Genomic DNA, 18803 nt, shown 5'->3' on the forward strand with positions numbered 1-18803 from the left:
CGGCGCAGGCGACGAAAGCGGGCCGCGGGGAGGTAGTAGGTCATGGAATAGCAACGACAGTAGGCACGGGCTCTTTAGAGTAATGCAGCGCTGGGTAGCTATGCACGTTATTGATGCCTTCACGCTGGTTACGCTCGTAGTAGATAGCCTTGTAGATTTCGTAGGCTATTTGCGCCTGCTGCTGCTCGGGCTTATCGTTCCAGCCCACGCCATAGCTGGCGCCGCGCATGAGCTCGGGAAAGAGCAGCTGCTTGATATGGTCGCAGGCACGGCGCAGCTCTTCGTAATCGCGGTCTTTGTTTTCAGGTCGCCATTTGATGGCATCGGGCATGTCGATTTGCCCGATGAGCGTGCGCATGAAGAATTCCAAGGCTTCCGCTGTAATGTGCGCTTGTCGCTCGGAGAGGGTGATTTGAATGTTCATGCGGCAGGGGCTTCTTGGTCGGGCTCGGGAGTTACTTCCATCGTTTGGCGGGTCTGCTCGGCAGCCCACTCGGCGCGGTAGCGGCGGTACTCGTCTTCATCGAAGGCTGGCTTCTCGGGCGCAATGGCCTGCTTGAACTTGGCGGCATCTTCGGGCGAGAGGCTGGCGAGCATATCCGGGGCGGGCTGGGCCTTCTGCTGGCGGTGCTCGGCTTCCAGCTCCACGGCCTTGGCGTCGAAGTACTTGTTCAGCACTTCCATCACGGTCTGCACGGACAGGGCGTTGTAGAAGGTGGTGCCGTTCCACTTGGCTTCTTTCAGGGCCAGCATCACGTCTTTGAGGCTGTCGTGGCTGTACTTGAGCAGTACCATCTCGGCGCACTCAATCAAATCGGCCGCTTCCATGCCCTCTTTCACCTTGAGCGAGTCCTGAAAGGCTTTGAGCGTGAACACGAGCAGCTTCAGGGTTTCTTTCTCGCCGAGGTTGCGCTTCACCTGAAAGAGCTTCGGGGCGGCGTAGGCAGCTTGGCGCGTGAGGCCTGACTGAATGTCGACGAGCAGCAGCTTCATCTTGCCCAGGTCCGTGGCGCCAGTGGCCAGGCTAACTGCCGTACTTTGCTTCAAAGTAGCTATCAACAGCTGCTCCGACGTCGGCGAGGGATTCGGACTTGTGGCCACCACCGTAGCCGTTGCGTTGCGGGTTTCCATGGGTCGGGTCGAAAGGCGTGCTCTGATTGCGTTTGTAGATTTCGTACTTGGCCGGGGTGTCATCGAAGACCAGGCCGGTGTAGCCGTTGGTGAGGGCTTTGTCGAAGAGTTGGTGGCAGAATCCCTCGTCGAAGGCGCCGAGCTTGTCAAGCATCTTTTGCAGCGAGGCGGGTTTGAGCTTGTCGCGCTTGGCTTGGCGGTAGGCAAGCCACTCGGCCCACTCGGCGCGGAACGTGTCCGTAGCCCAGGCCGGGAAGATGAGCGCCGGCGCCGCGCCCCCCTTGGTGTGCGAAGCCGGAGCGTTGCTTTTAGCTGGCGGGCTAACTTCCTCGGCGAAGTCAGCTGACAAAACTTGTTCAGCCTCGTGCGCCACTTCCGTAGCGATAGCGGAGGAAGGTTGTGTTTCTGTTTTTACTACAGAACTAGTATTACTATTTAATAAGGCACCGGAATTTTTCCGGTCAACTCCTGCCTTATCCGGCGTATTACCCGCGAATTGACCGGAAAAATTCCCTTCCATTCCTGGGTAATCCGAGGAAGATTGACCGGAATTTTTCCGGTCAACTTCGGGGCTATACAGTTCGGTAGTGGTGTTAATCATCCACACAGCGGCGCGGGTCTTATTGCCGGCTTCGTAGCGAAGCAGGCCCCGGGCTTCTAGTCCCTTGCGGGCCGCGTCGACCGTCTTATCATCTAGGCTCAGGTCGGCCCCTACTTGCTTGGTGGAGCGCGGCATGCTCTTCTTTTTCCACCACTCCTTATTAAAGCGGTACAGCCAATAGATATACAGCTTGTACTGCGCAGGGCTGAACGGCTGTTCAGCTTCCATCTGCATGAAGCGGTCGAGCAGTTGAAAGAAGTCCATGCGCGTAGGTAAAACAGGTGGATTATAGCCGCCTTCGGTACTGCGAAAGCGCTGGGCGGTGGCGAGGCTATTCATCTTGGCGGCGGTGGGGTGGTGAACAGATTACCCGTGCTGGCAGGTCGTAGCGCGGGGTACAGCTGGTAGAGGTCCTGTATCAAATCCTCTAGCGTGGCAATGCGCAGCGCAGCCTCTTCGGGCTTGATCTTCTGGCCGGGCAGGTTGTAGCGCAGATTGTTCTCCCAAATCGGGTAGAAGTGCTTGCGCTTGCCCAGCTCCCGGAGCAACTCAGCTAAGCGCTGGCCCGGGGTGGTTCTCGCTGCCATTAGTAAGGCGCGTTGTAGTCGTTGATCTTTACTGGCATCAGCAGGCACAGCAGGCCATCCTCGCCATCGGCTGAAGTCAGGATGGCCGCGCGGCTGTCGGTGCTCATGCTGAAGCGCACGCTCTGGCAGGGCATCTTTTCCAAGAAGTAGCGCAGGAAGTTGGCGTTGAAGCCAATCGTTAACGGCTTGCCCTCGTAGGTGCCTGGCGCTGATTCCGTGGCCTTGCTGATTTCTTCTCGGTTCTCTGCTTCTAACTCACAGGACGCCTTGTCTAGCTTAAGCTTCACTTGGTACAGGCTACGTGAGCAGAACAAGCCGCAGCGACGCACAGCAGCTAGTAATTCAGCACGATGGGCGACGAACCTATTTGGGTTGTCCAGCGGAATAACGTTCTCGTAATCGGGGAAACGCTCATCAATGAGGCGTATCTGCAGCTCGCCACAATCCATTTTAACGAGTAGTTGCGAGGCGCCCACGGATAGCTCGACATTCTCCCGCGAGCTTACCAGCTTTAGCAATAGCTCAGCAGCGCGGCGTGGTATGATAAACTGCCGCACTTTGCCATCTAGCACGTGCTCATCCACTTTGCTAAAGCGTACTAGACGGTGGCCATCGGTAGCAACAAAGGCAATGCTAGCCTCATTGACCTGCACGAGTATACCCGTCATGGCGGGCCGCAACTCGTCGCGGCTAGTAATGGGGTGTGTTGCGCCAAGGGCAGCCAACAGCACGTGCCCGGCGAGTGTGATGTGGGTTTTTACTTCCCCTAGCGGAATAGGGGCAGTATAGTCGCCGCCTGGTTCGCCACTCAACTCATAGCAAGCCCGTGCTTGGTAGCCAGGAATGAGGTCAAGCGCATTAGGAACAGCCTTAATCTCAACGTAAGGGTGCTTGTCTGTTTCATCCAGAAGGACCGACAATGGTTGATCGGGCAGGTTCTTCAGCAGATCAATGAGCTGAAGGCCTGGCACACACAAGCTAGCCGCTTCCGAACCTTGGTATTCGATTGGTAGGGCACGCGAGGTGAAACGGTTTTCTAGGTCTGAGCCGGTAAAGGTTAGGCTGTGGCCGTCGCCGTGGGCAGTGCTATAAGGAGTGATAGCGAGTAGCAGGCGCTCAAGCACTGGAATCATAGCTTGGTTCTTAGGCGCTACGAGTTGAGCATGCTGGGCAACGCGCAACAAGGCGGCACCAGAAACCAAGAACTTAGCGGAATTAGCAACTAGAGTAGACATAATGAAGATGTTGAGAGAGTGAATACCTAGGCCGCGGCCTGCAATTCTTGATTAAGGCGGCTGCGCGTTTCCTTGGCAGCGGCGAGCACGTCCTGGTCGAGTTCCCACACGCCCTTCACCTCTTCTTTCCAAATAGTTTCGAGCTGGGCGTGCGACTCGGCCGAGCGCAGCAGATCAAGCACCAGCGCCTTAGCTATGACCTCACCATTTTCGTCGACAGCTACGGGTGCTGTAGGGGTTGCGGAAGCCGGCGCGCTCGCCACGGGTGCGGCCGGCTGCGTAGGGCGCGTGCTCACGACCTCGGCCTCCTGCATCTCTTCGGCGGGTGTGGCCTCGTAGCCTGCAGCTTTCATCAGCCAACCTAGGCTCAAGCGGTAGGCCTTGCCCACGGCGCGGGTTTGGGCCATGGAGCAAATGGCGTAATCCGCAAAGCTGCGCTTCGTGCTCTCCTTATTGGAGCAGGTCGCGTAGCCCCGACCCACGACTGCACCCGTGCGAATGTTGATGAGCTGCATGGTAGCCGCCCACTTGATTTCATCGGCGGTGCTCTTATCCTCAATGTTTTCCAGCAAGGGCGACAGACCGAGCAGCGAGCCCGCGAACTGCCACGCTTCCACGTTGGGGAATTGCTTGCCTTGAATGGTGCTGGTGAGCTTGTTGTCGCGCACGAACTTCTGCAGCTCGGTGGCCAGCGTCAGCGCATCATCGGCGTTGCCGAGGGTAAGCGAGCTAACAGCGGTTTTGGGTTTGACAACCTTAGCAGTTGCCACGGCGGGAGTGTTCTCAGTAGCCATAGAGTTAGCGTGCACGGTGCTTTGGGATATAAGGCAGTAGTTCTAGTTTCATGCTCAGCACGCCGCTGACGTGGGCGGCAGCAAACCGCCATTCAGCGACCATGGCAGCGCAGTTAGCATCTTGCCAGGCGAGGCGTTCGAGGCGCGCCAACAGTTCTTTCGTCCGGCGTTGTTTAGTTGCCATCGTAGCCCTGACTAGTCGTGGTGGTGTAAGACTCTTGGTCGGCGCGTTCGCAGCGGGCGAGGCCCACAATGGCCAGCAGGGTGAAGAGGATGCCGACAAAGAGGCGGCGCACGGTGCGGTCGGTACTCGTGTCGAACGCCGGTGGGGCGGGTGCCTGGGCTTGGTGCTGGAGCTGCTGGCGCTCCTGCATGGTGCGCAGGAAGTTGTAGGGGTCGACGCGGCGGGAGCGACGGCTAAGCATCTTGGCCTCCTTTCTGGCTAGGAGCAGCGGGTAGCGGCATCCAGTGCGTGACCGTGTTGTCTATAAAATCAGCCTCATCACCAGCGCCCTCTTGCACGATGTACCAGTCGCCATCATAGCGGTAGCCTAGGGCGTGTGCTGATACATAAGCTTGCGCGGGGCGGGCTACTAGGTAGAGGGTGGTGCCGAATGGGTTCTCGTGGTTATGAACCTCATCAACTGGCAATAACTCTGTTACGGATATCCAAGCCTGTGCTTTCCTCTCATTTAATAAGAGTGCGTTGGCGCTTACACTTACTTGCAAGGCATGGAACACATCATCTAGGCGCGCTCCAATACGGCAGCCGTTGATAGCGTTCTGCTCTTCGTGGGCATCAACTGCCTGCTGATCTAGGCGACCATGCACGTAGTCTTTGAAGGCTTGGAGTTTTTCAATCTGAGCAACAGCTGCATTGTAACCAGCCGTGTAGCAGGCCACGGCTAAACCGCCTTCACTCAGATTAGGCTCGCCTATCTTAAAGTGCCAGCCTTCTTTGTTGGCTGCCTCAAAAGCAGCCCTTTCGAAATCTTCGGTATTCATTACCTTTGTATCCATTGTTATTCGGAGTTTATGAAGGCCACGCAGCGGTAACTGCGTGGCCTTCGCGTTTTAGAAATGGCGAGTAAGAGCGGTTTGGGCAAGCTGCCCGAGTTGAGCCAAGGCTTGCTGTCCCATTTGGCGGGCTTGGTGCTCGGCATCCTTCTTGGAGCGGCAAGCCGCCGAACCGAGGTAGTTACCGTTGTTGTCGTAGGCCGTGGCGCAAAAGCCCATCGGGTCGGGTGTGATTTTGATAGTCATCGGGGTAGGATTAAGCGGTCAGTACTTCGGTTTCGGTTGGGTCAGGGCGCAGGGCCAGCCGGTCTTCAGGCTTGAGGGAAGCGGCGGCGCGGATGCGTAAATGCTTTTGGTTGGCTTTCCACAGGTTGCCCAGCAGCGCCAGTAGCTTGTAAGGCGTGAGCGTCGTGTTGACTTGGCGCTGCAACTCGCTGGCTTTGTTCTCATTGATGTAGCCCTGCTTCTGCGCCTCCTGTATTTGCAGCTGGCAGAAGTAGCGGCCGGGCTCTAGCCATTCACCGGGATAGTGGTAGGTAATGCCTTTCTCTTTCAGACTGGCAGCGGCGAGGCTGGCGAGTTGGCTGGCGGTAGTCGGTCCGTGCAACTGCCGCAGGTAGCCGATGGCGCGCTCCGGGAAGGCAGCGCGGTGCGCCTCGACCATGTTCTTTAGGTGCTGCGAGCCGTGCATGGTTTATGCCTCCTCGTATTTCGCCCCGCAGAAAGGGCAGAAAGTGTGCACGATTGAGAGGTTGCCGCTCTTCACCTTACCCTGGGTGCCGTCTTTTTTCAGCGGGAAGTAGGTGTAATCAAACTCATGTACACCCACCGCGGTAAGGGTATTACCGACCTTAGTAAAGCCGATAGTAGAAATGCTGCCGGTGCTAATGACTGCCTTGTCTTTGTTCAGCTCTTGCAGCTGTTCAAGTGTCATTTTTTCGGTATCTGATAGACAGGTGCACATAGTTTAGCGGATTTGCATCGTGGCTAGATTGCGGCGCTGCTTCTCGACAGCGACCACGAAATCAATCTCTTCGCTTAGGCTGGCATTCTGCGCCTTGATGTAGCAGCCTTCCCGCTCAATCTCTTCTATGGGCGCAAAGCGCACGACTTGCGTAGGCAGGTGCACGGTTTGCACTTCGCGTAGCTCACGCGAGTTGAGGTGCAGCTTCTGGCGTTCAGGCTGCGCGGTCGCCACTTGCATGAAGGAAGTGGCAGGTAGAGCTTGGGGGTGTGCTGTCGTTTGCATTATCTTTGTGCTGCTAAAAAATGATTTGATGAATAGCCCGCTGTCTGATCCACAGCGGGCTTTTTGTTTTAGGAGAAGAATTCGATTATCCAGCTGATGACCGTACCCGCGCCGATGACGGTGAGCAGGGAGAGGCCAGCCAGGGCGAGTAGTAGGCGTGAGCTTTCGCGGGGCAGCTCATCGAAGGTGGTTTCGTAGGGGTGCTTGTGCATGGGTGGGTGTAGTTGGGGCTAGGAGCGTTGGAGGATGTAGCGCAATTCGTCGCGGGCGGCGTCTAGCTGATCGGCGGCATCTCGCAGTGCACGCGACAAGGTGTTGCCACCAGTTGTCTCTTCCTCGTAATCTGACATGTCGGTCAGGCGGGCAGAGAATTCGGCTAGGTCGCTCCGCATCTGTGTTAGTTCATCGCGTTCTTCTGGTTCTAGTGCCATGGTGGTAGGGAGGTTGAAGGATTAGAAATTAGGAGGCGCATCGCTGAGACAGGTAGCAGCCGCCGAGTTCGAGAAAGCAGGTGCGTACCGCGTCCCAATAGCCTGGCGTGTTAGCTTCGATGACATGCTCTGCGACGTAGGCCTGTGCATGCTTCCACTTGCCAGGGTAGCCGGCTAGGTCTAGCCCTTCCTCTGATTCGCGCTGCTCGAAGCTTTTGCCGTACTCGTGCACGCACTGCTTGGCGGCTTCAATAGCGTCAGACTTGCAGCGCTCCATCCACGAAGCCGACATGCCGCCCGATGTCTGTAGGCTAGCCAGCGCGCCAGCTAGGTTGTAGAAGCACTTAGGTAGTGGCGCGTCGGTAGCGGTGGTAATCTGTTCAATGATGGTTCCTAGGTCGGCCATGGTGGTGGGGAGGTGAGGGATGTGTGATATATTGATACAAATGTGTTAAATATATCACACTTATACAAACAATAAACGGACTTATTTCACACAATCTGGCAAAATAAATCGGCTTATAACACCTCGGCTAACACGGATTGATGGTAAGTGCCAACCTTGCCAAAGCGCGGATCATGCGTAGTTCCAACGGTTAGGCCTTTCTCTTTGCTGAGCTTAGCAGCTTTACGGCCCAAAGTTGCTGCAACACGTAAGTTCACCACTTTATGAACAAGAGCAGCATAGCCAGCGACTGTGTAATACTCTTCATTGCGGGTAGTTAGCTGAGCTTTTATCTCGGCCTGCCCTTGCTCCAGAGCTATCATGCGCTTCTCATTCGCTACGTTCTGTTGAGCTAGCATTAAGATTACTTCTGCGGTGCTCTGCGGTGCTCTGCTTGCCTCTAGTGCCTGCCAGCGTTGGATCACTTTCATGCGGGCTGCCACGTCGTAGCCAGTCATTAGGCAGATAGTTGTATCCTTATCCATGTTGTACATCGGATAGGGCCGGTTATCAGTTCCTAGATAAGTGGCTGATTCTACGCACGAAAGCAAATTTGCTTTCGTCAAACTCGACTGCATATTGCGAATGTCACGCATAACATCGGCGTGATTCTTACCGATTAGCTCCGCTACTTCGCGGCTGCTCATACGGTCGGGCGTGTTCTGGTTGGCTAGCTCAAGCATGGGTTAGGCGTTTACAGGTTGAGGCAGGAACTCTTCAAACCAAAAAGCAAGCACATCCCAGTCAATGATGGCGCGCTGACGGACATTGCGGATGTGTGATAGTTCCCGATTCGGGAACCTGCGTGCGGTCATGCGTGAATAAAAGTGATCCATGTATGGATCAACCTCATTTAGAGCGGCTTTGAATCGGGTTTTTTCCTCACGAAGCGTTTCGCCCTGAATCTTTTTGAGAATATGCTCCATATTAAATTCAGGAAATATTAGGTTTTGTGTGAAACATATGGCACTTTTGTTTCAGTGTCTAGCACTTGTAAGACAATACTACACACTTTCTAGACGATTTGCAATAAAATTCCGATAATAATTTCACACTTTCAGACCCGTCATGGAAGACACAATCAACACGCGCTTGCTATTTTTACGCAAGCACTTGGATATGAATGTCAGTGAATTTGCCAAGCATATAGGCATAGATCGCAGCCGTTATGCCAAAATAGAGACAGGCTCTAATAAGCCGGCGCTTGATGCTGTTGAGGCAATTACTTCACGCATGCCTGATTTAAGCTTGGATTGGCTCGTTAATGGCCGTGGCCCTGTTTATCGCGACGGCAGGGCTCTTAAGGATTCAGATGTTCGTTATATATCTGCCGTAAAAAACGATTTACCAGGCTTTACCACTCACGGGCCTATGCCTAATGATGTGGATATAAATGGCGCAATAAAAGAAAGAGGCTTGTCCTCACTTCCTAAAGACCCTTCACCCGCACAGCCAGCCATGCAGGTAGTAGGTGAAACCGAAATGGAGAAGCAGCTTAAAGAAGAGAACCGAGTACTACGGGAGCAGATTAAACTCCTGAATGACATCTTGCGAACCGGAGGCGACCTGAGCAAACTAGGGCCTTTTAATTCGGGTGACCAAGATGCAGCCGGACCCCTTCGCGTCTCCTATCGGAAGACGGCTTAGGGTCTCGCTCGGTTACCCTCTCCTACCCTCTTTCCTAAAAAGTTGCGTAGGACGCTGCAAACAAAGAAGTAAAAAGGTTTCTACCTTTGCCCATGCCACAACAAATTTTGATTCTTGATTTCGGCTCCCAGTACACACAGCTCATTGCCCGGCGCATTCGTGAGCTAAATGTTTACTGCGAGATTCATCCCTTCACGCACGCCCCGGCCCTCACTGAGGATATCCGGGGCGTGGTGCTTTCGGGCTCCCCGTGTTCGGTGCGCGACCCTGAATCGCCGAACCCCGATTTAAGCGAATACCTAGGTCGAGTGCCGGTGCTGGGTGTGTGCTACGGCGCGCAGCTACTCGCCCACCAGAACGGTGGCGACGTGCTGCCAGCCACTATTCGCGAATATGGCCGCGCCCACCTCACGCACATCAATCAGCACCATCCGCTGCTGCATGGTCTCACCCCTGGCTCGCAGGTTTGGATGTCGCACGGCGACACGATTAAGACGTTGCCGGAAGGCTTCCTGACCATTGCTGGCACGCCTGATGTGCAGGTAGCCGCTTACCAAATCGAAGGTCAGCCCACTTTCGGCATCCAGTTTCACCCCGAGGTAACCCATTCCACGGAGGGCAAGTTGCTGATGCAGAACTTTGTGGTAAACATTTGCGGCTGCGACCAAGATTGGACGCCGGAGCACTTCGTGGATTCGATGGTGGCCTCGCTGCAACATACCATCGGCCCCGATGACCAGGTGATCCTAGGTCTTTCCGGCGGCGTCGACTCCAGCGTGGCGGCGCTACTGCTGCACCGCGCTATCGGACCCCGTTTGCACGGTATCTTCGTCGACAACGGCTTGTTGCGCAAAGACGAGTACGAAGGAGTATTAGAAGCCTACAAGGTGCTTGGCTTGAATGTGCGCGGCGTGGATGCTTCGCAGGAGTTCTATGCCGCCTTGGCTGGCCTCACCGACCCTGAGCTGAAGCGCAAAGCCATTGGCCGCACCTTTATTGAGGTATTCGACCGGGAAGCGCACAAAGTAGATGGCGCGCGGTGGCTCGCTCAAGGCACCATTTACCCCGACGTGATTGAGTCGGTATCGGTGAAAGGCCCGGCCGTAACCATCAAGAGTCACCACAACGTGGGTGGCTTACCCGAGAAGATGAATTTGAAGGTGGTTGAGCCCCTGCGGGCTTTGTTTAAAGATGAAGTGCGCGAAGTGGGCGATGCCCTCGGTTTGCCGCACAACATCTTGCACCGCCACCCCTTTCCAGGCCCGGGCCTAGCTATCCGCATCCTAGGCGATATCACGCCGGAGCGGGTGCACATTCTGCAAAAAGCTGACGCCATTTTCATCGACGGCTTGCGCGAGTTTGGCCTTTATAATGAGGTGTGGCAAGCAGGCGTGATGCTGCTGCCCATCCATAGCGTGGGCGTGATGGGCGACGAGCGCACCTACGAGCAAGTAGTTGCCTTGCGCGCCGTAACTAGCGTGGACGGAATGACGGCCGATTGGGCTCACCTTCCCTACGAGTTTCTGGCACACATTTCCAACAAAATCATCAACCAAGTACGCGGCATCAACCGCGTGGTGTACGACATCAGCTCGAAGCCACCTGCTACCATTGAATGGGAGTAAAGAGGAAAGCTATTTCATTCAAAAGCCGCTTCGGGAACCCGAGGCGGCTTTTGCTTTTAGGCGGTTCGCCATTCTGCAAGCTTTCGCTCTATCCGTGCGCGCTATCTGCTAATATCTTCTCTACTTCTAACAGCAAGGCTGTATTCTCCAGAATCTCCCACAACTGCGCTAGCTCGATAGCAGTGAAAACCATGGCCATCTTCTGCGCCGGTGTACGCACGGCAATACACCGCTCTTCAGGGTCTTTGGGAATCAGGTTCAGGTGCTGCTTGTAATAAATGGCCCCAATATGCTCTTTGAAAAGGAAAAAGTCATCTAGGGTGGCGGCAAGAGCTAGGTTACCAAAGCACAGGTGTAAGTGCTGCGTGCGGGGACACCGCGCGCAATAGCCAAAGTCGTTATAATGAAAGAACCGGGCCATGAGCTAGATCCTTAGGTTGCGCCCAAAGGTATGCCGACCCATAACTACTAGCAAAGTTTATTTAGAATTATTTTAAATAGTACTCGTTTTCGGTTTAATCATCTCCATTCTGCACCTCATAGATAGTGTTTGTCTCTAAACGGCTAGGCTTTAACTACGTGGTAGGCTTCACGCTATTAGTGACAGCCATCTATATTATCTTCAAGCAGTAGCAAGCTAAGGGCTAACTAACCATATCTTAAGGGAGTAGTTGCAGTACCTGAAGAAAAATTAATTTCCGCTTCAGGTGGCCCTCAGCACCAGCTTGGACCTTTGGGATAAGCAAACGGAATACACCGACTGCGTTTCTCACTTCCCGTCTTATGCAAAATCTCCTGCACCCTAAGGCCACCATGCTAGTGGCCCTGCTCCTGGCTAGCCCTATCGTTTACGGCCAGCAAACTACTCCTACCAAAAGCAAAAGCACTAGTCGTGCGGCACACCGGATGGCACAAGCTTCTGCAACTACCGCTCCTGCTCCGCCCCCACTGCCTGGTGCACCAGCTGACGGTCCTCGTCCACCGCGCCCCGGCAATGAACCCGGCAAGCACGGCCCGAACGGCCCTAATCAGGACGCTGGCCGCGTGCAGGTCCTCAGTGACTTTAGTGGCACGCTGACCGAGTACACTGCTGGTAACGAAGACCAACTATACGATGGTTTCGCATTGAAAACCAGCGCGGGCACCGAAACCGTGCGCTTCCCGCGCCACCTAGCTCAAGCCCTGATGGCAGCCGCGAAAGTGGGCAGCACCGTCACGATGACTGGCTTCCGTGATACTGACCCCGATGGCCACAGGTTACTACATTTGGTAAGCCTGACCGCCGGCAACCAGACCGTGCGCGACCAAAAACCCGTGCCACCTACCACTCCACCCGCTGAGCAAGCCGCCACTGTGCGTGGCACCGTGCGCAGCCTGAACCAAGACCCTCGGGGCCGCACCAGCGGTGTCGTGATCAGCGACGGCACCGTACTGCGCCTCCCTCCCGATGCCGCCGAGCAGCTAGCCGAAAAGCTGAAAGTGGGAGCCACAGTAGCTGCCACGGGAACGCTACACAGCACTCGGCCCGGCGAAGTAGCCGCCCGCCCAGTGCGGGTGGTGCGCGCAGAAACCATCACCCTCGATGGAGTACAGTTCTTAGTGCACTAACCCAAAGTGACCAACTACCTAGGTAGTGCCTAGCGGGATAATACCGGCCGGCATCAGGCTACGCAGCTTGGAGCCGGCCTTTTATTGTTCAGCTGCGTTAGCCGACAGATCATCCTAGGTGTACTTTGCTTTTCTTGCTCATGCGAATTTTAGTAATTGAAGATGAAGCCCGGCTCGCCGGGTTTGTACAGCAGGGTTTGGGGCAGGCCGGTCACGTCGCTGACGTAGCCGACAATGGCGCGACGGGCCTGGAAATGGCTGCTGCTTTGCCCTATGATGTCATTCTACTCGACCTGATGTTACCTGGCCAAAACGGGCTCGACGTGCTGCGCAATCTCCGCGAGTTTGGGCTAGCGACACCGGTTATCATCGTCAGCGCGCTCAGCGGCACCGAGCACGTTATTCGGGGCCTCGACGCGGGCGCCGTAGACTACCTGCGCAAGCCCTTTGCTTTCGAGGAGCTGCTGGCTCGCCTACGCACGGTGCAACGCCAAGCCCATGCTCCTGCTGGTACTACCGTACTACGTTTGGCGAACCTAGAGCTAGATTTGGTGCACCGCCGCGTAACCCGCGCCGGGCAGGTGCTGAGCCTAACCAACCGAGAATTTGCCTTGCTGGAACTGCTGCTACGTTCCCCCAACCGTGTGGTGACCAAAACGCGCATCGCCGAAAAAGTGTGGGAAGTAGATTTTGACATGGGTTCTAATGTCATTGAAGTGCACATCTCCCAGTTGCGGCGCAAACTCGACCGGGCCTTTCCCGACCTGCCGCCGCTGCTCGAAACAGTCGTCGGGCATGGTTACCGGCTGCACGACCCAGCCGCTGCCCGATGAGAGCGCTGCGCGGTTTGCGGACCCAGTTGGCGCTGGCATTTGCCTGCGTGTTTGGTGCTGCCACGCTAGTAGCTGGCTTCTACCAATACCAGCAAGTAGGTCGGGTGCTGCACCAGCGCGACGACCAGCGCCTCCACAGCCGGGCCACCACATTGCTAGACCGCGTGGAAGTAGAGCCGCAACCGGTGGTGCCACTCCCAAGTCGTGGAGAGCGGCTGCGCGTCGTAGTAGAACACGCTGGCCAGCCGACGCGGGAGTTGTTTCATTCGCCAGGCTTCGCAGCTCCTTCTACCAGCGTACAGAACGGCTGGCGCGTAGTGGAAGTGCAGCAGTTGCACACAGGTGAAACTGGCGCCACATACCGGATACGGCTCTGGCTGGCTCATTCTGGAGCGCCGCTAACTGCCGATTTGGGGCACGTCCGCCAAGGCCTAGCATGGACCTTAGTGGGCAGCCTCGCCCTAGCCGCAGTTTTGGCCACTTGGTTAGGCGGCCGGGTGCTACGACCTCTACGGCGCATCAGCGAGCAGGCCCGGCGCATCCGTACTATGCCGGGCACCGAACGCCTACTAGAGCCGGATACTGGAGACGAGGTGCAGGAACTTGCCCATACGCTGAACCAGATGCTCGACCGACTACAAGTTGGCGCTGCGCTGCAAGACAATTTCTTGTCCGCCGCCGCCCACGAACTACGCACCCCATTAGCAGTGCTCCAAGCTGGGCTAGCTGTAACGCGCCAGGCGCCGGAGCTACCAACTACCCTACAAGAGCCGCTCGATGCACAACTGCGCGAATTGCACCGCTTAGGCCGGTTGGTCGAGGATTTTCTACTGGTGAGCCGCTTGCGCACCGACGCGCTGCCTCTGAGCCGGCATCCGGTGGCGCTCGATGGGCTAGTTGTCGAGGCGGCCGACCGATTGCTGCCACAGTTCCAAGCGGCGGGCCGAATGCTACATCTAGCCATCGATGAGCAAGTAGCCACCTACACCGTAGCCGCCGACGCCGACAAGCTGACTACCGTGGTGCTGAACCTACTCGACAATGCCCTGCGGCATGCCCCGCCAGGCGCGGCGGTGCAAGTGCGTCTGGGGAAGGAACCTACTACAGGCTGGGGCTACGCGGAAGTGAGCAACCCCCTACAGCAATCGTTGGGCGACCTTTCCCGCCTCACTACAGCGCACTACCAAGCCGACGTACTCAGCGGTGGAGCTGGCTTAGGGCTATGGATTAGCAACCGCATTGCTGAGCTACACGGGGCGCCACTGGTGCTACAAGAAGCAGATGGGTACTTTACGGTCCGGCTGCGGCTACCTCTGTTATCCAAGGCGTAGCCTAGCATTCACCATGTGCAACATTTATATGAGCTGCCGGTCTCATGCGCTATATGAGTCAGCAGCCCCCGTCTTTTCCTACTGATCAGAACCTGGTGAACCGGGTGCTGGCTGGCAACGCGGTGGCGTTTGGCGAAATCGTAAAACGCACCGAAGGCCTGGTAACGCAGCTGGTTTTTAAGATGATCCGCCACCCCGCGGACCGCCCGGACCTTGTTCAAGATGTGTATCTGAAAGCGTTTAGCCACCTAGCTAGCTTTCAGTTTCAGGCCAAGCTCTCTACCTGGATTGGGCAGATTGCCTATAACACTTGCCTGCACTACCTAGAGAAAAAACGGCTGGTACTCATCGATTACACAGATCCATCGCCTCCCGAAGGGTCCCACACCCGCGACCCCACGACTTGGCCAGCTGATACTCCCGCGGTAGAGACATTGCTAGCCAGCCAAGACCGCGCCGACGTGCTAGCCGCGGCCATCGATCAACTCTCACCACTTTATCGCACCCTTATCGGCCTGTATCATCAGCAGGAGTTAAGCTACGCCGAAATAGCTCAGATAACCTCTCTGCCCGATGGCACGGTGAAAAACTACCTCTTCCGGGCGCGCAAACAACTTAAAGACATTATTCTGCGGACTTATCAACGCGACGAATTATGACAGATATCCACCTTTCGGAGCAGCAAGCTCAGCAATATGCCGAGCATCCAAGCGGCCATCATAACAGTCTCGATGACCACCTACAGACTTGCGTCCACTGCCAAGATTTAGTTGCTAGTTATCGAGCGCTATTCCAGGCGGTAGCTGCTCTTCCTCCACCTGCATTGAGCTTTGACTTGTCGGCTCAAGTAGCCGGGCAATTGCCAGTGGCGCCTCGCCGAATTCCGTGGGCAGCCATGCTCGCGGGCCTACTGGTGCTGGGCTTTGTGGCCGTAGCACTGGGGTTCTTTTGGCCGTACCTAGGCAGGGTCCTGGCTGGTGTAGGAACCACGATACCCCTGACATTATTGGTAGGAGCGGCCCTCGTGGTATTTGGGCACGGGCTAGGAAGTATCATGGCTCATCGGCGCCAACTGCTCGCTTTAGCTTCTTTTTAACAAAACTGCAACATGCTTACTGTTTGCCGGTCTCATCCAGCATGAGCATTTATCCACGCTTTATGAAGAAGTCACTGCTGTTTTTTGCGCTGCTAGCACCAGGGTTTAGTGCCCGTGCTCAAAGTCTAGGACTAATGCCTCTTTCCTCTGAGTTAAGGCAGGAGCTTTTGCGCAGCACTGTAGCCTTGCTCGTGCTAGGTATCCTGGTCGGGTTTATTCTACGTTTGTTGAAGCTAGTGCTGGAACACCGCCTGAAAATGCGTGTAGTAGACATGGGAACACCCGACACAATAGTGGCTCAACTACTCCCCACGCAGCAGGCATCGCGCGCCGCAGTCTTGAAATGGGTGTTTTTACTCACTGCCAGCGGCTTGGGCCTGACCATAGCTTACTACCAGCAGCCTTGGGGAGTACCCTCTATCATCATTCTGCTGTTTAGTCTCGCCTTGGGCTTTTTGGGCTACTACTTAGCGCTTCAGCGGGTAGCCAACTAAACGATTGCCCATGCCACTGCGGCATCAGGGCCGAAAACAGATTCTTGTTCCTCTCAGGTTAGTCACACAGTGGCCTAGCTTGTTATGCCCTTTTCTCACTCCTTATCTGCCCATGAAACTCTTTTGTATACTGTTCATTAACAGCCTCATCGTATTAAGCACCAGTTGCCAGACGCTGCCGGGTCTAGGTCACCAGCGCACTGTTACGGTCACCGAGACAACCGACTATTATCAGCTCGTGGCAACGTATCCGGCTAGCTCCTATCCTCGGGTAGCGCAGTATATGCGAGCCCATTTGGCGGGGGCGCCTAATCGTCCCTCATACGCCATCTGGACCGCACCGGGCCGGCTACGCCTCACCTTTAACAAACAGACACACAGCGCATCAGCTGCAGCGCACGTTCGGCAACTAGGGCGCGAACTCACGGCTGTTGTTACTACTGATCGTTAGCATTCTGGATTTAGAGCTATGACCATTACGCAACGTATTGCTTGCTATTGGGTACTTGCCTGTTGGCTGTGGAGCTCGGGAAAGCTAGCCCAAGCTAGCCCGTTGCCGGTACTGCACGCTACTGCGAGAGCAGTTTCTATCCGAGATGGTGCTCACTTTCAGCAAAATGTCTGGCAACTCGACCCAACGGCCCAGCCCGACTGCTACTACCCCGAGTTGCCATGTAAGCCTCATTTGGTGGTATTTATCACCGACCAAGATTCTCTGACTATCCCGGTCAGCTATGGCAAGCACTACGACTTTATTATTGTACTCAACCAGCGCGACAGTTGCTATACGCGCATTGTGGCCACGGAGCAGGGTATTTCGACCTACTCTACCACCTACCCGCACCCGCGAGCAGTGCCGGACACCTTGCCGTTTACCCTACGCGGCAGCCGTATTTATCTGACGGGTTTACTGAATAACACCCACCCGGTTAGCATCCAGTTCGACCTAGGTGCCGGCCTGAGTTGCATCAATCAAGTAGCGACCTCCAGTGCTGGCGTACGTTTCGATGGACAAACCACGCTTAACAATTCTGATGGGATGACGACGGCCCCAACCAGTAGCGCCAATCAACTTACTATTGGGCGTTTGACTTGGAACCGAGTCCCCTTGGTACAGTCCCGCAACATGCAGCGCGACGAAGATCTAATCATCGGCAACTCGCTGTTTCAGAACAAGGTCGTTGAGATTGACTATGATCGGCGGCGTATGCTCCTGTACGATACGCTGCCACGTTTGGGGGCTGGCTACTCACGCCACGCGCTTATCTATATTCAGCACCGGCCGCTGGTGCAAGCCACGGTCACCCTAGGGGGCCAGCCCTACACCGGCTGGTTTCTGTTCGATACCGGCCGGGACGGAACGATGGTGTTGCGCGATGATTTCTTTCGGCAGCATCCCGGCAGTTGGCCGCGGCTACACACCCTGCTTCCAATGGGTCGTAAGCACGTGGTAGTGGTACCGCAGGTGCAGCTTGGCGATCAACAATTCACTGATGTGGTCTGTCCGGCTTTCAATCCTAGCGGCCCAGACCTAGGTAGTTCTAGTTTGTTAGGCAACGAGTTGCTGAGCCATTTCAACGTGGTGCTGGACAACCAAAATGGCTACCTCTATTTGCGACCCAATAGTTTGCAGCAGCACGCCTATACCAATTGGAACACCATTAAACTTTGGGGATTGGCGGGCGCTGTTGGGCTCTTAAGCGTGTTGTTAGGCAGCATAGCCTTTTGGCGCGGGCGCCAACGTCGGCTGACGCTTACTTAGCCAGCATTTTCTGCTGCGCGTGGCGCTATTCTATCTTTCTTCCTCGTTAGTAATTTGCCCTAGCTGCCGCACGGTAATGTAACCTAGCAGCAGGAACACGGAGAATAACACCGTCACGCCGTAGGTGCGCGGGTACGTTAGTGGATGCAGCACGCGGTTGAGGATGTCGTAGAAGAGCATGAGCGGATTCGTGAGCACGTCCCAGCTATTCCAGCGCAGGTAGCGACCTAGGTAAATACCAAAGCTACTCAGTACCAAAGCTACGGTGACAAAAGCCCAACCCGCTACTGTTCCTACTCGGCGCCGCACTAGGTTCTGCATCTCTAGCAAGGAAGCGTAGGCGAGCATTAGCCCGTTCCAGGCGCAGGACAGGATAAGACCTAGGTCGTACCAATACGGCACGCCGGGGCGCGGCTCCAAGTGAAACAAGTCGGTGAGAATATAGGGCGCATTCGGGAAAAACAGCAGCCACACCGCCCCAACCGGCAGCAGCAACCCGCGCCGCAGGGAACCAGCCGCCAAACCTAGCATCATGCTGAGGCCAAAGGGCACAAGCGCCAGAAACAGGTTCCAGAGCAAAAACACGAAGGTGAGCTGATGCGTGACAAACACACGAATCGTAATAAGAGCTAGGCTCAGGGCGAGCGAAGCCCCCAAGATCAACATCAGGCTAAGGCGCTGGCGTGTAGGCGCGAAGGGCAGAGAAGTAGGCATCGAGCAACTATTTGATTCGCAGACACCTGCCAAACAAGTATCTGTACTCAGCCAGTTTCCTGGTTGTTACTAAGCAAGATACTACGTAAAGGATAAAAATTGCGCCATCTACCTTCCCCGCTGTTCCTGCGTACCTTTGCTTAATTCAATGGCGCGGTGGTCGTGCCATGTGCTTCTCGCTCCCTATTCCTACTTCTCCTCTT

Annotated in this window: 30 protein-coding genes; 10 read left to right on the forward strand and 20 right to left on the reverse strand. The window is 55.7% G+C overall.

What is annotated here, in order from left to right; all coding sequences use genetic code 11:
* Positions 1-40: 40 nt before the first annotated feature.
* From SD425_RS16600 to SD425_RS16685, 18 genes are all read right to left on the reverse strand, one after another.
* Entirely contained in the window at positions 41-424 is a 384-nt protein-coding gene (locus SD425_RS16600; RefSeq protein WP_324671059.1) for a hypothetical protein, read from the reverse strand.
* A complete protein-coding gene (locus SD425_RS16605) occupies positions 421-1047 on the reverse strand; it encodes a hypothetical protein (protein WP_324671060.1) in 627 nt (208 codons plus the stop codon). The genes SD425_RS16600 and SD425_RS16605 overlap by 4 nt, the downstream gene beginning before the upstream one ends.
* On the reverse strand, positions 1025-2071 hold the full coding sequence (locus SD425_RS16610) for a hypothetical protein (RefSeq protein WP_324671061.1): 1047 nt from the start codon (positions 2069-2071) through the stop codon (positions 1025-1027). The genes SD425_RS16605 and SD425_RS16610 overlap by 23 nt, the downstream gene beginning before the upstream one ends.
* Positions 2068-2319, reverse strand: a complete 252-nt coding sequence (locus SD425_RS16615) for a hypothetical protein (RefSeq protein WP_324671062.1) — start codon at positions 2317-2319, stop codon at positions 2068-2070. Before SD425_RS16615 ends, SD425_RS16610 begins: the two co-directional genes overlap by 4 nt.
* The gene (gene dnaN / locus SD425_RS16620) at positions 2319-3554 is read right to left on the reverse strand and encodes a DNA polymerase III subunit beta (RefSeq protein WP_324671063.1); all 1236 of its coding nucleotides are present in this window, start codon (positions 3552-3554) and stop codon (positions 2319-2321) included. Before dnaN ends, SD425_RS16615 begins: the two co-directional genes overlap by 1 nt.
* Positions 3555-3580: 26 nt before the next feature.
* Positions 3581-4348: a hypothetical protein gene (locus tag SD425_RS16625; RefSeq protein WP_324671064.1), complete on the reverse strand. Its 768-nt coding sequence runs from the start codon at positions 4346-4348 to the stop codon at positions 3581-3583.
* Positions 4349-4352: 4 nt separating this feature from the next.
* A complete protein-coding gene (locus SD425_RS16630; RefSeq protein WP_324671065.1) occupies positions 4353-4532 on the reverse strand; it encodes a hypothetical protein in 180 nt (59 codons plus the stop codon).
* Positions 4522-4773 (reverse strand): hypothetical protein, encoded by a 252-nt coding sequence (locus SD425_RS16635; RefSeq protein ID WP_324671066.1) that lies wholly within the window; start codon positions 4771-4773, stop codon positions 4522-4524. The genes SD425_RS16630 and SD425_RS16635 overlap by 11 nt, the downstream gene beginning before the upstream one ends.
* Positions 4766-5353: a DUF551 domain-containing protein gene (locus tag SD425_RS16640; RefSeq protein WP_324671067.1), complete on the reverse strand. Its 588-nt coding sequence runs from the start codon at positions 5351-5353 to the stop codon at positions 4766-4768. Before SD425_RS16640 ends, SD425_RS16635 begins: the two co-directional genes overlap by 8 nt.
* Before the next feature lie 69 nt (positions 5354-5422).
* Positions 5423-5611: a hypothetical protein gene (locus SD425_RS16645; protein ID WP_324671068.1), complete on the reverse strand. Its 189-nt coding sequence runs from the start codon at positions 5609-5611 to the stop codon at positions 5423-5425.
* 10 nt (positions 5612-5621) lie between these two features.
* Positions 5622-6056 (reverse strand): hypothetical protein, encoded by a 435-nt coding sequence (locus SD425_RS16650; RefSeq protein WP_324671069.1) that lies wholly within the window; start codon positions 6054-6056, stop codon positions 5622-5624.
* A 3-nt stretch (positions 6057-6059) separates the two neighbouring features.
* Entirely contained in the window at positions 6060-6299 is a 240-nt protein-coding gene (locus SD425_RS16655) for a hypothetical protein (protein WP_324671070.1), read from the reverse strand.
* A gap of 33 nt (positions 6300-6332) precedes the next feature.
* A complete protein-coding gene (locus SD425_RS16660) occupies positions 6333-6614 on the reverse strand; it encodes a hypothetical protein (RefSeq protein WP_324671071.1) in 282 nt (93 codons plus the stop codon).
* A gap of 68 nt (positions 6615-6682) precedes the next feature.
* Positions 6683-6826: a hypothetical protein gene (locus tag SD425_RS16665; protein WP_324671072.1), complete on the reverse strand. Its 144-nt coding sequence runs from the start codon at positions 6824-6826 to the stop codon at positions 6683-6685.
* Positions 6827-6844: 18 nt separating this feature from the next.
* Complete coding sequence (locus tag SD425_RS16670; RefSeq protein WP_324671073.1) at positions 6845-7045, reverse strand: hypothetical protein; 201 nt, start codon at positions 7043-7045, stop codon at positions 6845-6847.
* 28 nt (positions 7046-7073) lie between these two features.
* Positions 7074-7451 (reverse strand): hypothetical protein, encoded by a 378-nt coding sequence (locus SD425_RS16675; RefSeq protein ID WP_324671074.1) that lies wholly within the window; start codon positions 7449-7451, stop codon positions 7074-7076.
* 113 nt (positions 7452-7564) lie between these two features.
* A complete protein-coding gene (locus tag SD425_RS16680) occupies positions 7565-8173 on the reverse strand; it encodes a Rha family transcriptional regulator (protein ID WP_324671075.1) in 609 nt (202 codons plus the stop codon).
* Positions 8174-8176: 3 nt separating this feature from the next.
* On the reverse strand, positions 8177-8416 hold the full coding sequence (locus SD425_RS16685) for a hypothetical protein (protein WP_324671076.1): 240 nt from the start codon (positions 8414-8416) through the stop codon (positions 8177-8179).
* Positions 8417-8558: 142 nt separating this feature from the next.
* On the opposite strand from SD425_RS16685, the gene SD425_RS16690 reads away from it, so the two are divergent.
* A complete protein-coding gene (locus SD425_RS16690; protein WP_324671077.1) occupies positions 8559-9137 on the forward strand; it encodes a helix-turn-helix transcriptional regulator in 579 nt (192 codons plus the stop codon).
* A 92-nt stretch (positions 9138-9229) separates the two neighbouring features.
* A complete protein-coding gene (gene guaA, locus SD425_RS16695) occupies positions 9230-10762 on the forward strand; it encodes a glutamine-hydrolyzing GMP synthase (protein ID WP_324671078.1) in 1533 nt (510 codons plus the stop codon).
* A gap of 88 nt (positions 10763-10850) precedes the next feature.
* Here the strand turns inward: guaA and SD425_RS16700 are convergent, their stop codons facing one another.
* Positions 10851-11183: a DUF6686 family protein gene (locus SD425_RS16700; RefSeq protein ID WP_324671079.1), complete on the reverse strand. Its 333-nt coding sequence runs from the start codon at positions 11181-11183 to the stop codon at positions 10851-10853.
* Between the two features lie 362 nt (positions 11184-11545).
* Here SD425_RS16700 and SD425_RS16705 point away from each other — a divergent pair, with 362 nt between their 5' ends.
* From SD425_RS16705 to SD425_RS16740, 8 genes are all read left to right on the forward strand, one after another.
* Entirely contained in the window at positions 11546-12370 is an 825-nt protein-coding gene (locus SD425_RS16705) for an OB-fold nucleic acid binding domain-containing protein (RefSeq protein WP_324671080.1), read from the forward strand.
* Positions 12371-12510: 140 nt separating this feature from the next.
* Positions 12511-13203: a response regulator transcription factor gene (locus SD425_RS16710; protein ID WP_324671081.1), complete on the forward strand. Its 693-nt coding sequence runs from the start codon at positions 12511-12513 to the stop codon at positions 13201-13203.
* Positions 13200-14534 (forward strand): HAMP domain-containing sensor histidine kinase, encoded by a 1335-nt coding sequence (locus tag SD425_RS16715; protein WP_324671082.1) that lies wholly within the window; start codon positions 13200-13202, stop codon positions 14532-14534. Before SD425_RS16710 ends, SD425_RS16715 begins: the two co-directional genes overlap by 4 nt.
* 53 nt (positions 14535-14587) lie before the next feature.
* Complete coding sequence (locus SD425_RS16720) at positions 14588-15193, forward strand: RNA polymerase sigma factor (protein ID WP_324671083.1); 606 nt, start codon at positions 14588-14590, stop codon at positions 15191-15193.
* On the forward strand, positions 15190-15630 hold the full coding sequence (locus SD425_RS16725; protein WP_324671084.1) for a hypothetical protein: 441 nt from the start codon (positions 15190-15192) through the stop codon (positions 15628-15630). The genes SD425_RS16720 and SD425_RS16725 overlap by 4 nt, the downstream gene beginning before the upstream one ends.
* 134 nt (positions 15631-15764) lie before the next feature.
* Complete coding sequence (locus tag SD425_RS16730) at positions 15765-16124, forward strand: hypothetical protein (protein ID WP_324671085.1); 360 nt, start codon at positions 15765-15767, stop codon at positions 16122-16124.
* Positions 16125-16236: 112 nt separating this feature from the next.
* Positions 16237-16575, forward strand: a complete 339-nt coding sequence (locus SD425_RS16735; protein ID WP_324671086.1) for a hypothetical protein — start codon at positions 16237-16239, stop codon at positions 16573-16575.
* A gap of 18 nt (positions 16576-16593) precedes the next feature.
* Complete coding sequence (locus tag SD425_RS16740; RefSeq protein ID WP_324671087.1) at positions 16594-17886, forward strand: pepsin/retropepsin-like aspartic protease family protein; 1293 nt, start codon at positions 16594-16596, stop codon at positions 17884-17886.
* Positions 17887-17916: 30 nt separating this feature from the next.
* Here SD425_RS16740 and SD425_RS16745 read toward each other — a convergent pair whose 3' ends face one another.
* A complete protein-coding gene (locus SD425_RS16745) occupies positions 17917-18600 on the reverse strand; it encodes a DUF1361 domain-containing protein (protein WP_324671088.1) in 684 nt (227 codons plus the stop codon).
* Between the last annotated feature and the right edge of the window lie 203 nt (positions 18601-18803).

It is taken from the genome of Hymenobacter sp. GOD-10R (genome assembly GCF_035609205.1).
Lineage (GTDB): Bacteria > Bacteroidota > Bacteroidia > Cytophagales > Hymenobacteraceae > Hymenobacter.

Excerpts from the sequence above, each read along its gene's own strand:
- SD425_RS16600 (WP_324671059.1), bottom strand. The coding sequence starts at position 424 with ATGAACATTCAAATCACCCTCTCCGAGCGACAAGCGCACATTACAGCG.
- SD425_RS16610 (WP_324671061.1), bottom strand. The coding sequence starts at position 2,071 with ATGAATAGCCTCGCCACCGCCCAGCGCTTTCGCAGTACCGAAGGCGGC.
- SD425_RS16615 (WP_324671062.1), bottom strand. The coding sequence starts at position 2,319 with ATGGCAGCGAGAACCACCCCGGGCCAGCGCTTAGCTGAGTTGCTCCGG.
- dnaN (WP_324671063.1), bottom strand. The coding sequence starts at position 3,554 with ATGTCTACTCTAGTTGCTAATTCCGCTAAGTTCTTGGTTTCTGGTGCC.
- SD425_RS16625 (WP_324671064.1), bottom strand. The coding sequence starts at position 4,348 with ATGGCTACTGAGAACACTCCCGCCGTGGCAACTGCTAAGGTTGTCAAA.
- SD425_RS16630 (WP_324671065.1), bottom strand. The coding sequence starts at position 4,532 with ATGGCAACTAAACAACGCCGGACGAAAGAACTGTTGGCGCGCCTCGAA.
- SD425_RS16635 (WP_324671066.1), bottom strand. The coding sequence starts at position 4,773 with ATGCTTAGCCGTCGCTCCCGCCGCGTCGACCCCTACAACTTCCTGCGC.
- SD425_RS16640 (WP_324671067.1), bottom strand. The coding sequence starts at position 5,353 with ATGAATACCGAAGATTTCGAAAGGGCTGCTTTTGAGGCAGCCAACAAA.
- SD425_RS16645 (WP_324671068.1), bottom strand. The coding sequence starts at position 5,611 with ATGACTATCAAAATCACACCCGACCCGATGGGCTTTTGCGCCACGGCC.
- SD425_RS16650 (WP_324671069.1), bottom strand. The coding sequence starts at position 6,056 with ATGCACGGCTCGCAGCACCTAAAGAACATGGTCGAGGCGCACCGCGCT.
- SD425_RS16655 (WP_324671070.1), bottom strand. The coding sequence starts at position 6,299 with ATGACACTTGAACAGCTGCAAGAGCTGAACAAAGACAAGGCAGTCATT.
- SD425_RS16660 (WP_324671071.1), bottom strand. The coding sequence starts at position 6,614 with ATGCAAACGACAGCACACCCCCAAGCTCTACCTGCCACTTCCTTCATG.
- SD425_RS16665 (WP_324671072.1), bottom strand. The coding sequence starts at position 6,826 with ATGCACAAGCACCCCTACGAAACCACCTTCGATGAGCTGCCCCGCGAA.
- SD425_RS16670 (WP_324671073.1), bottom strand. The coding sequence starts at position 7,045 with ATGGCACTAGAACCAGAAGAACGCGATGAACTAACACAGATGCGGAGC.
- SD425_RS16675 (WP_324671074.1), bottom strand. The coding sequence starts at position 7,451 with ATGGCCGACCTAGGAACCATCATTGAACAGATTACCACCGCTACCGAC.
- SD425_RS16680 (WP_324671075.1), bottom strand. The coding sequence starts at position 8,173 with ATGCTTGAGCTAGCCAACCAGAACACGCCCGACCGTATGAGCAGCCGC.
- SD425_RS16685 (WP_324671076.1), bottom strand. The coding sequence starts at position 8,416 with ATGGAGCATATTCTCAAAAAGATTCAGGGCGAAACGCTTCGTGAGGAA.
- SD425_RS16690 (WP_324671077.1), top strand. The coding sequence starts at position 8,559 with ATGGAAGACACAATCAACACGCGCTTGCTATTTTTACGCAAGCACTTG.
- guaA (WP_324671078.1), top strand. The coding sequence starts at position 9,230 with ATGCCACAACAAATTTTGATTCTTGATTTCGGCTCCCAGTACACACAG.
- SD425_RS16700 (WP_324671079.1), bottom strand. The coding sequence starts at position 11,183 with ATGGCCCGGTTCTTTCATTATAACGACTTTGGCTATTGCGCGCGGTGT.
- SD425_RS16705 (WP_324671080.1), top strand. The coding sequence starts at position 11,546 with ATGCAAAATCTCCTGCACCCTAAGGCCACCATGCTAGTGGCCCTGCTC.
- SD425_RS16710 (WP_324671081.1), top strand. The coding sequence starts at position 12,511 with ATGCGAATTTTAGTAATTGAAGATGAAGCCCGGCTCGCCGGGTTTGTA.
- SD425_RS16715 (WP_324671082.1), top strand. The coding sequence starts at position 13,200 with ATGAGAGCGCTGCGCGGTTTGCGGACCCAGTTGGCGCTGGCATTTGCC.
- SD425_RS16720 (WP_324671083.1), top strand. The coding sequence starts at position 14,588 with ATGAGTCAGCAGCCCCCGTCTTTTCCTACTGATCAGAACCTGGTGAAC.
- SD425_RS16725 (WP_324671084.1), top strand. The coding sequence starts at position 15,190 with ATGACAGATATCCACCTTTCGGAGCAGCAAGCTCAGCAATATGCCGAG.
- SD425_RS16730 (WP_324671085.1), top strand. The coding sequence starts at position 15,765 with ATGCCTCTTTCCTCTGAGTTAAGGCAGGAGCTTTTGCGCAGCACTGTA.
- SD425_RS16735 (WP_324671086.1), top strand. The coding sequence starts at position 16,237 with ATGAAACTCTTTTGTATACTGTTCATTAACAGCCTCATCGTATTAAGC.
- SD425_RS16740 (WP_324671087.1), top strand. The coding sequence starts at position 16,594 with ATGACCATTACGCAACGTATTGCTTGCTATTGGGTACTTGCCTGTTGG.
- SD425_RS16745 (WP_324671088.1), bottom strand. The coding sequence starts at position 18,600 with ATGCCTACTTCTCTGCCCTTCGCGCCTACACGCCAGCGCCTTAGCCTG.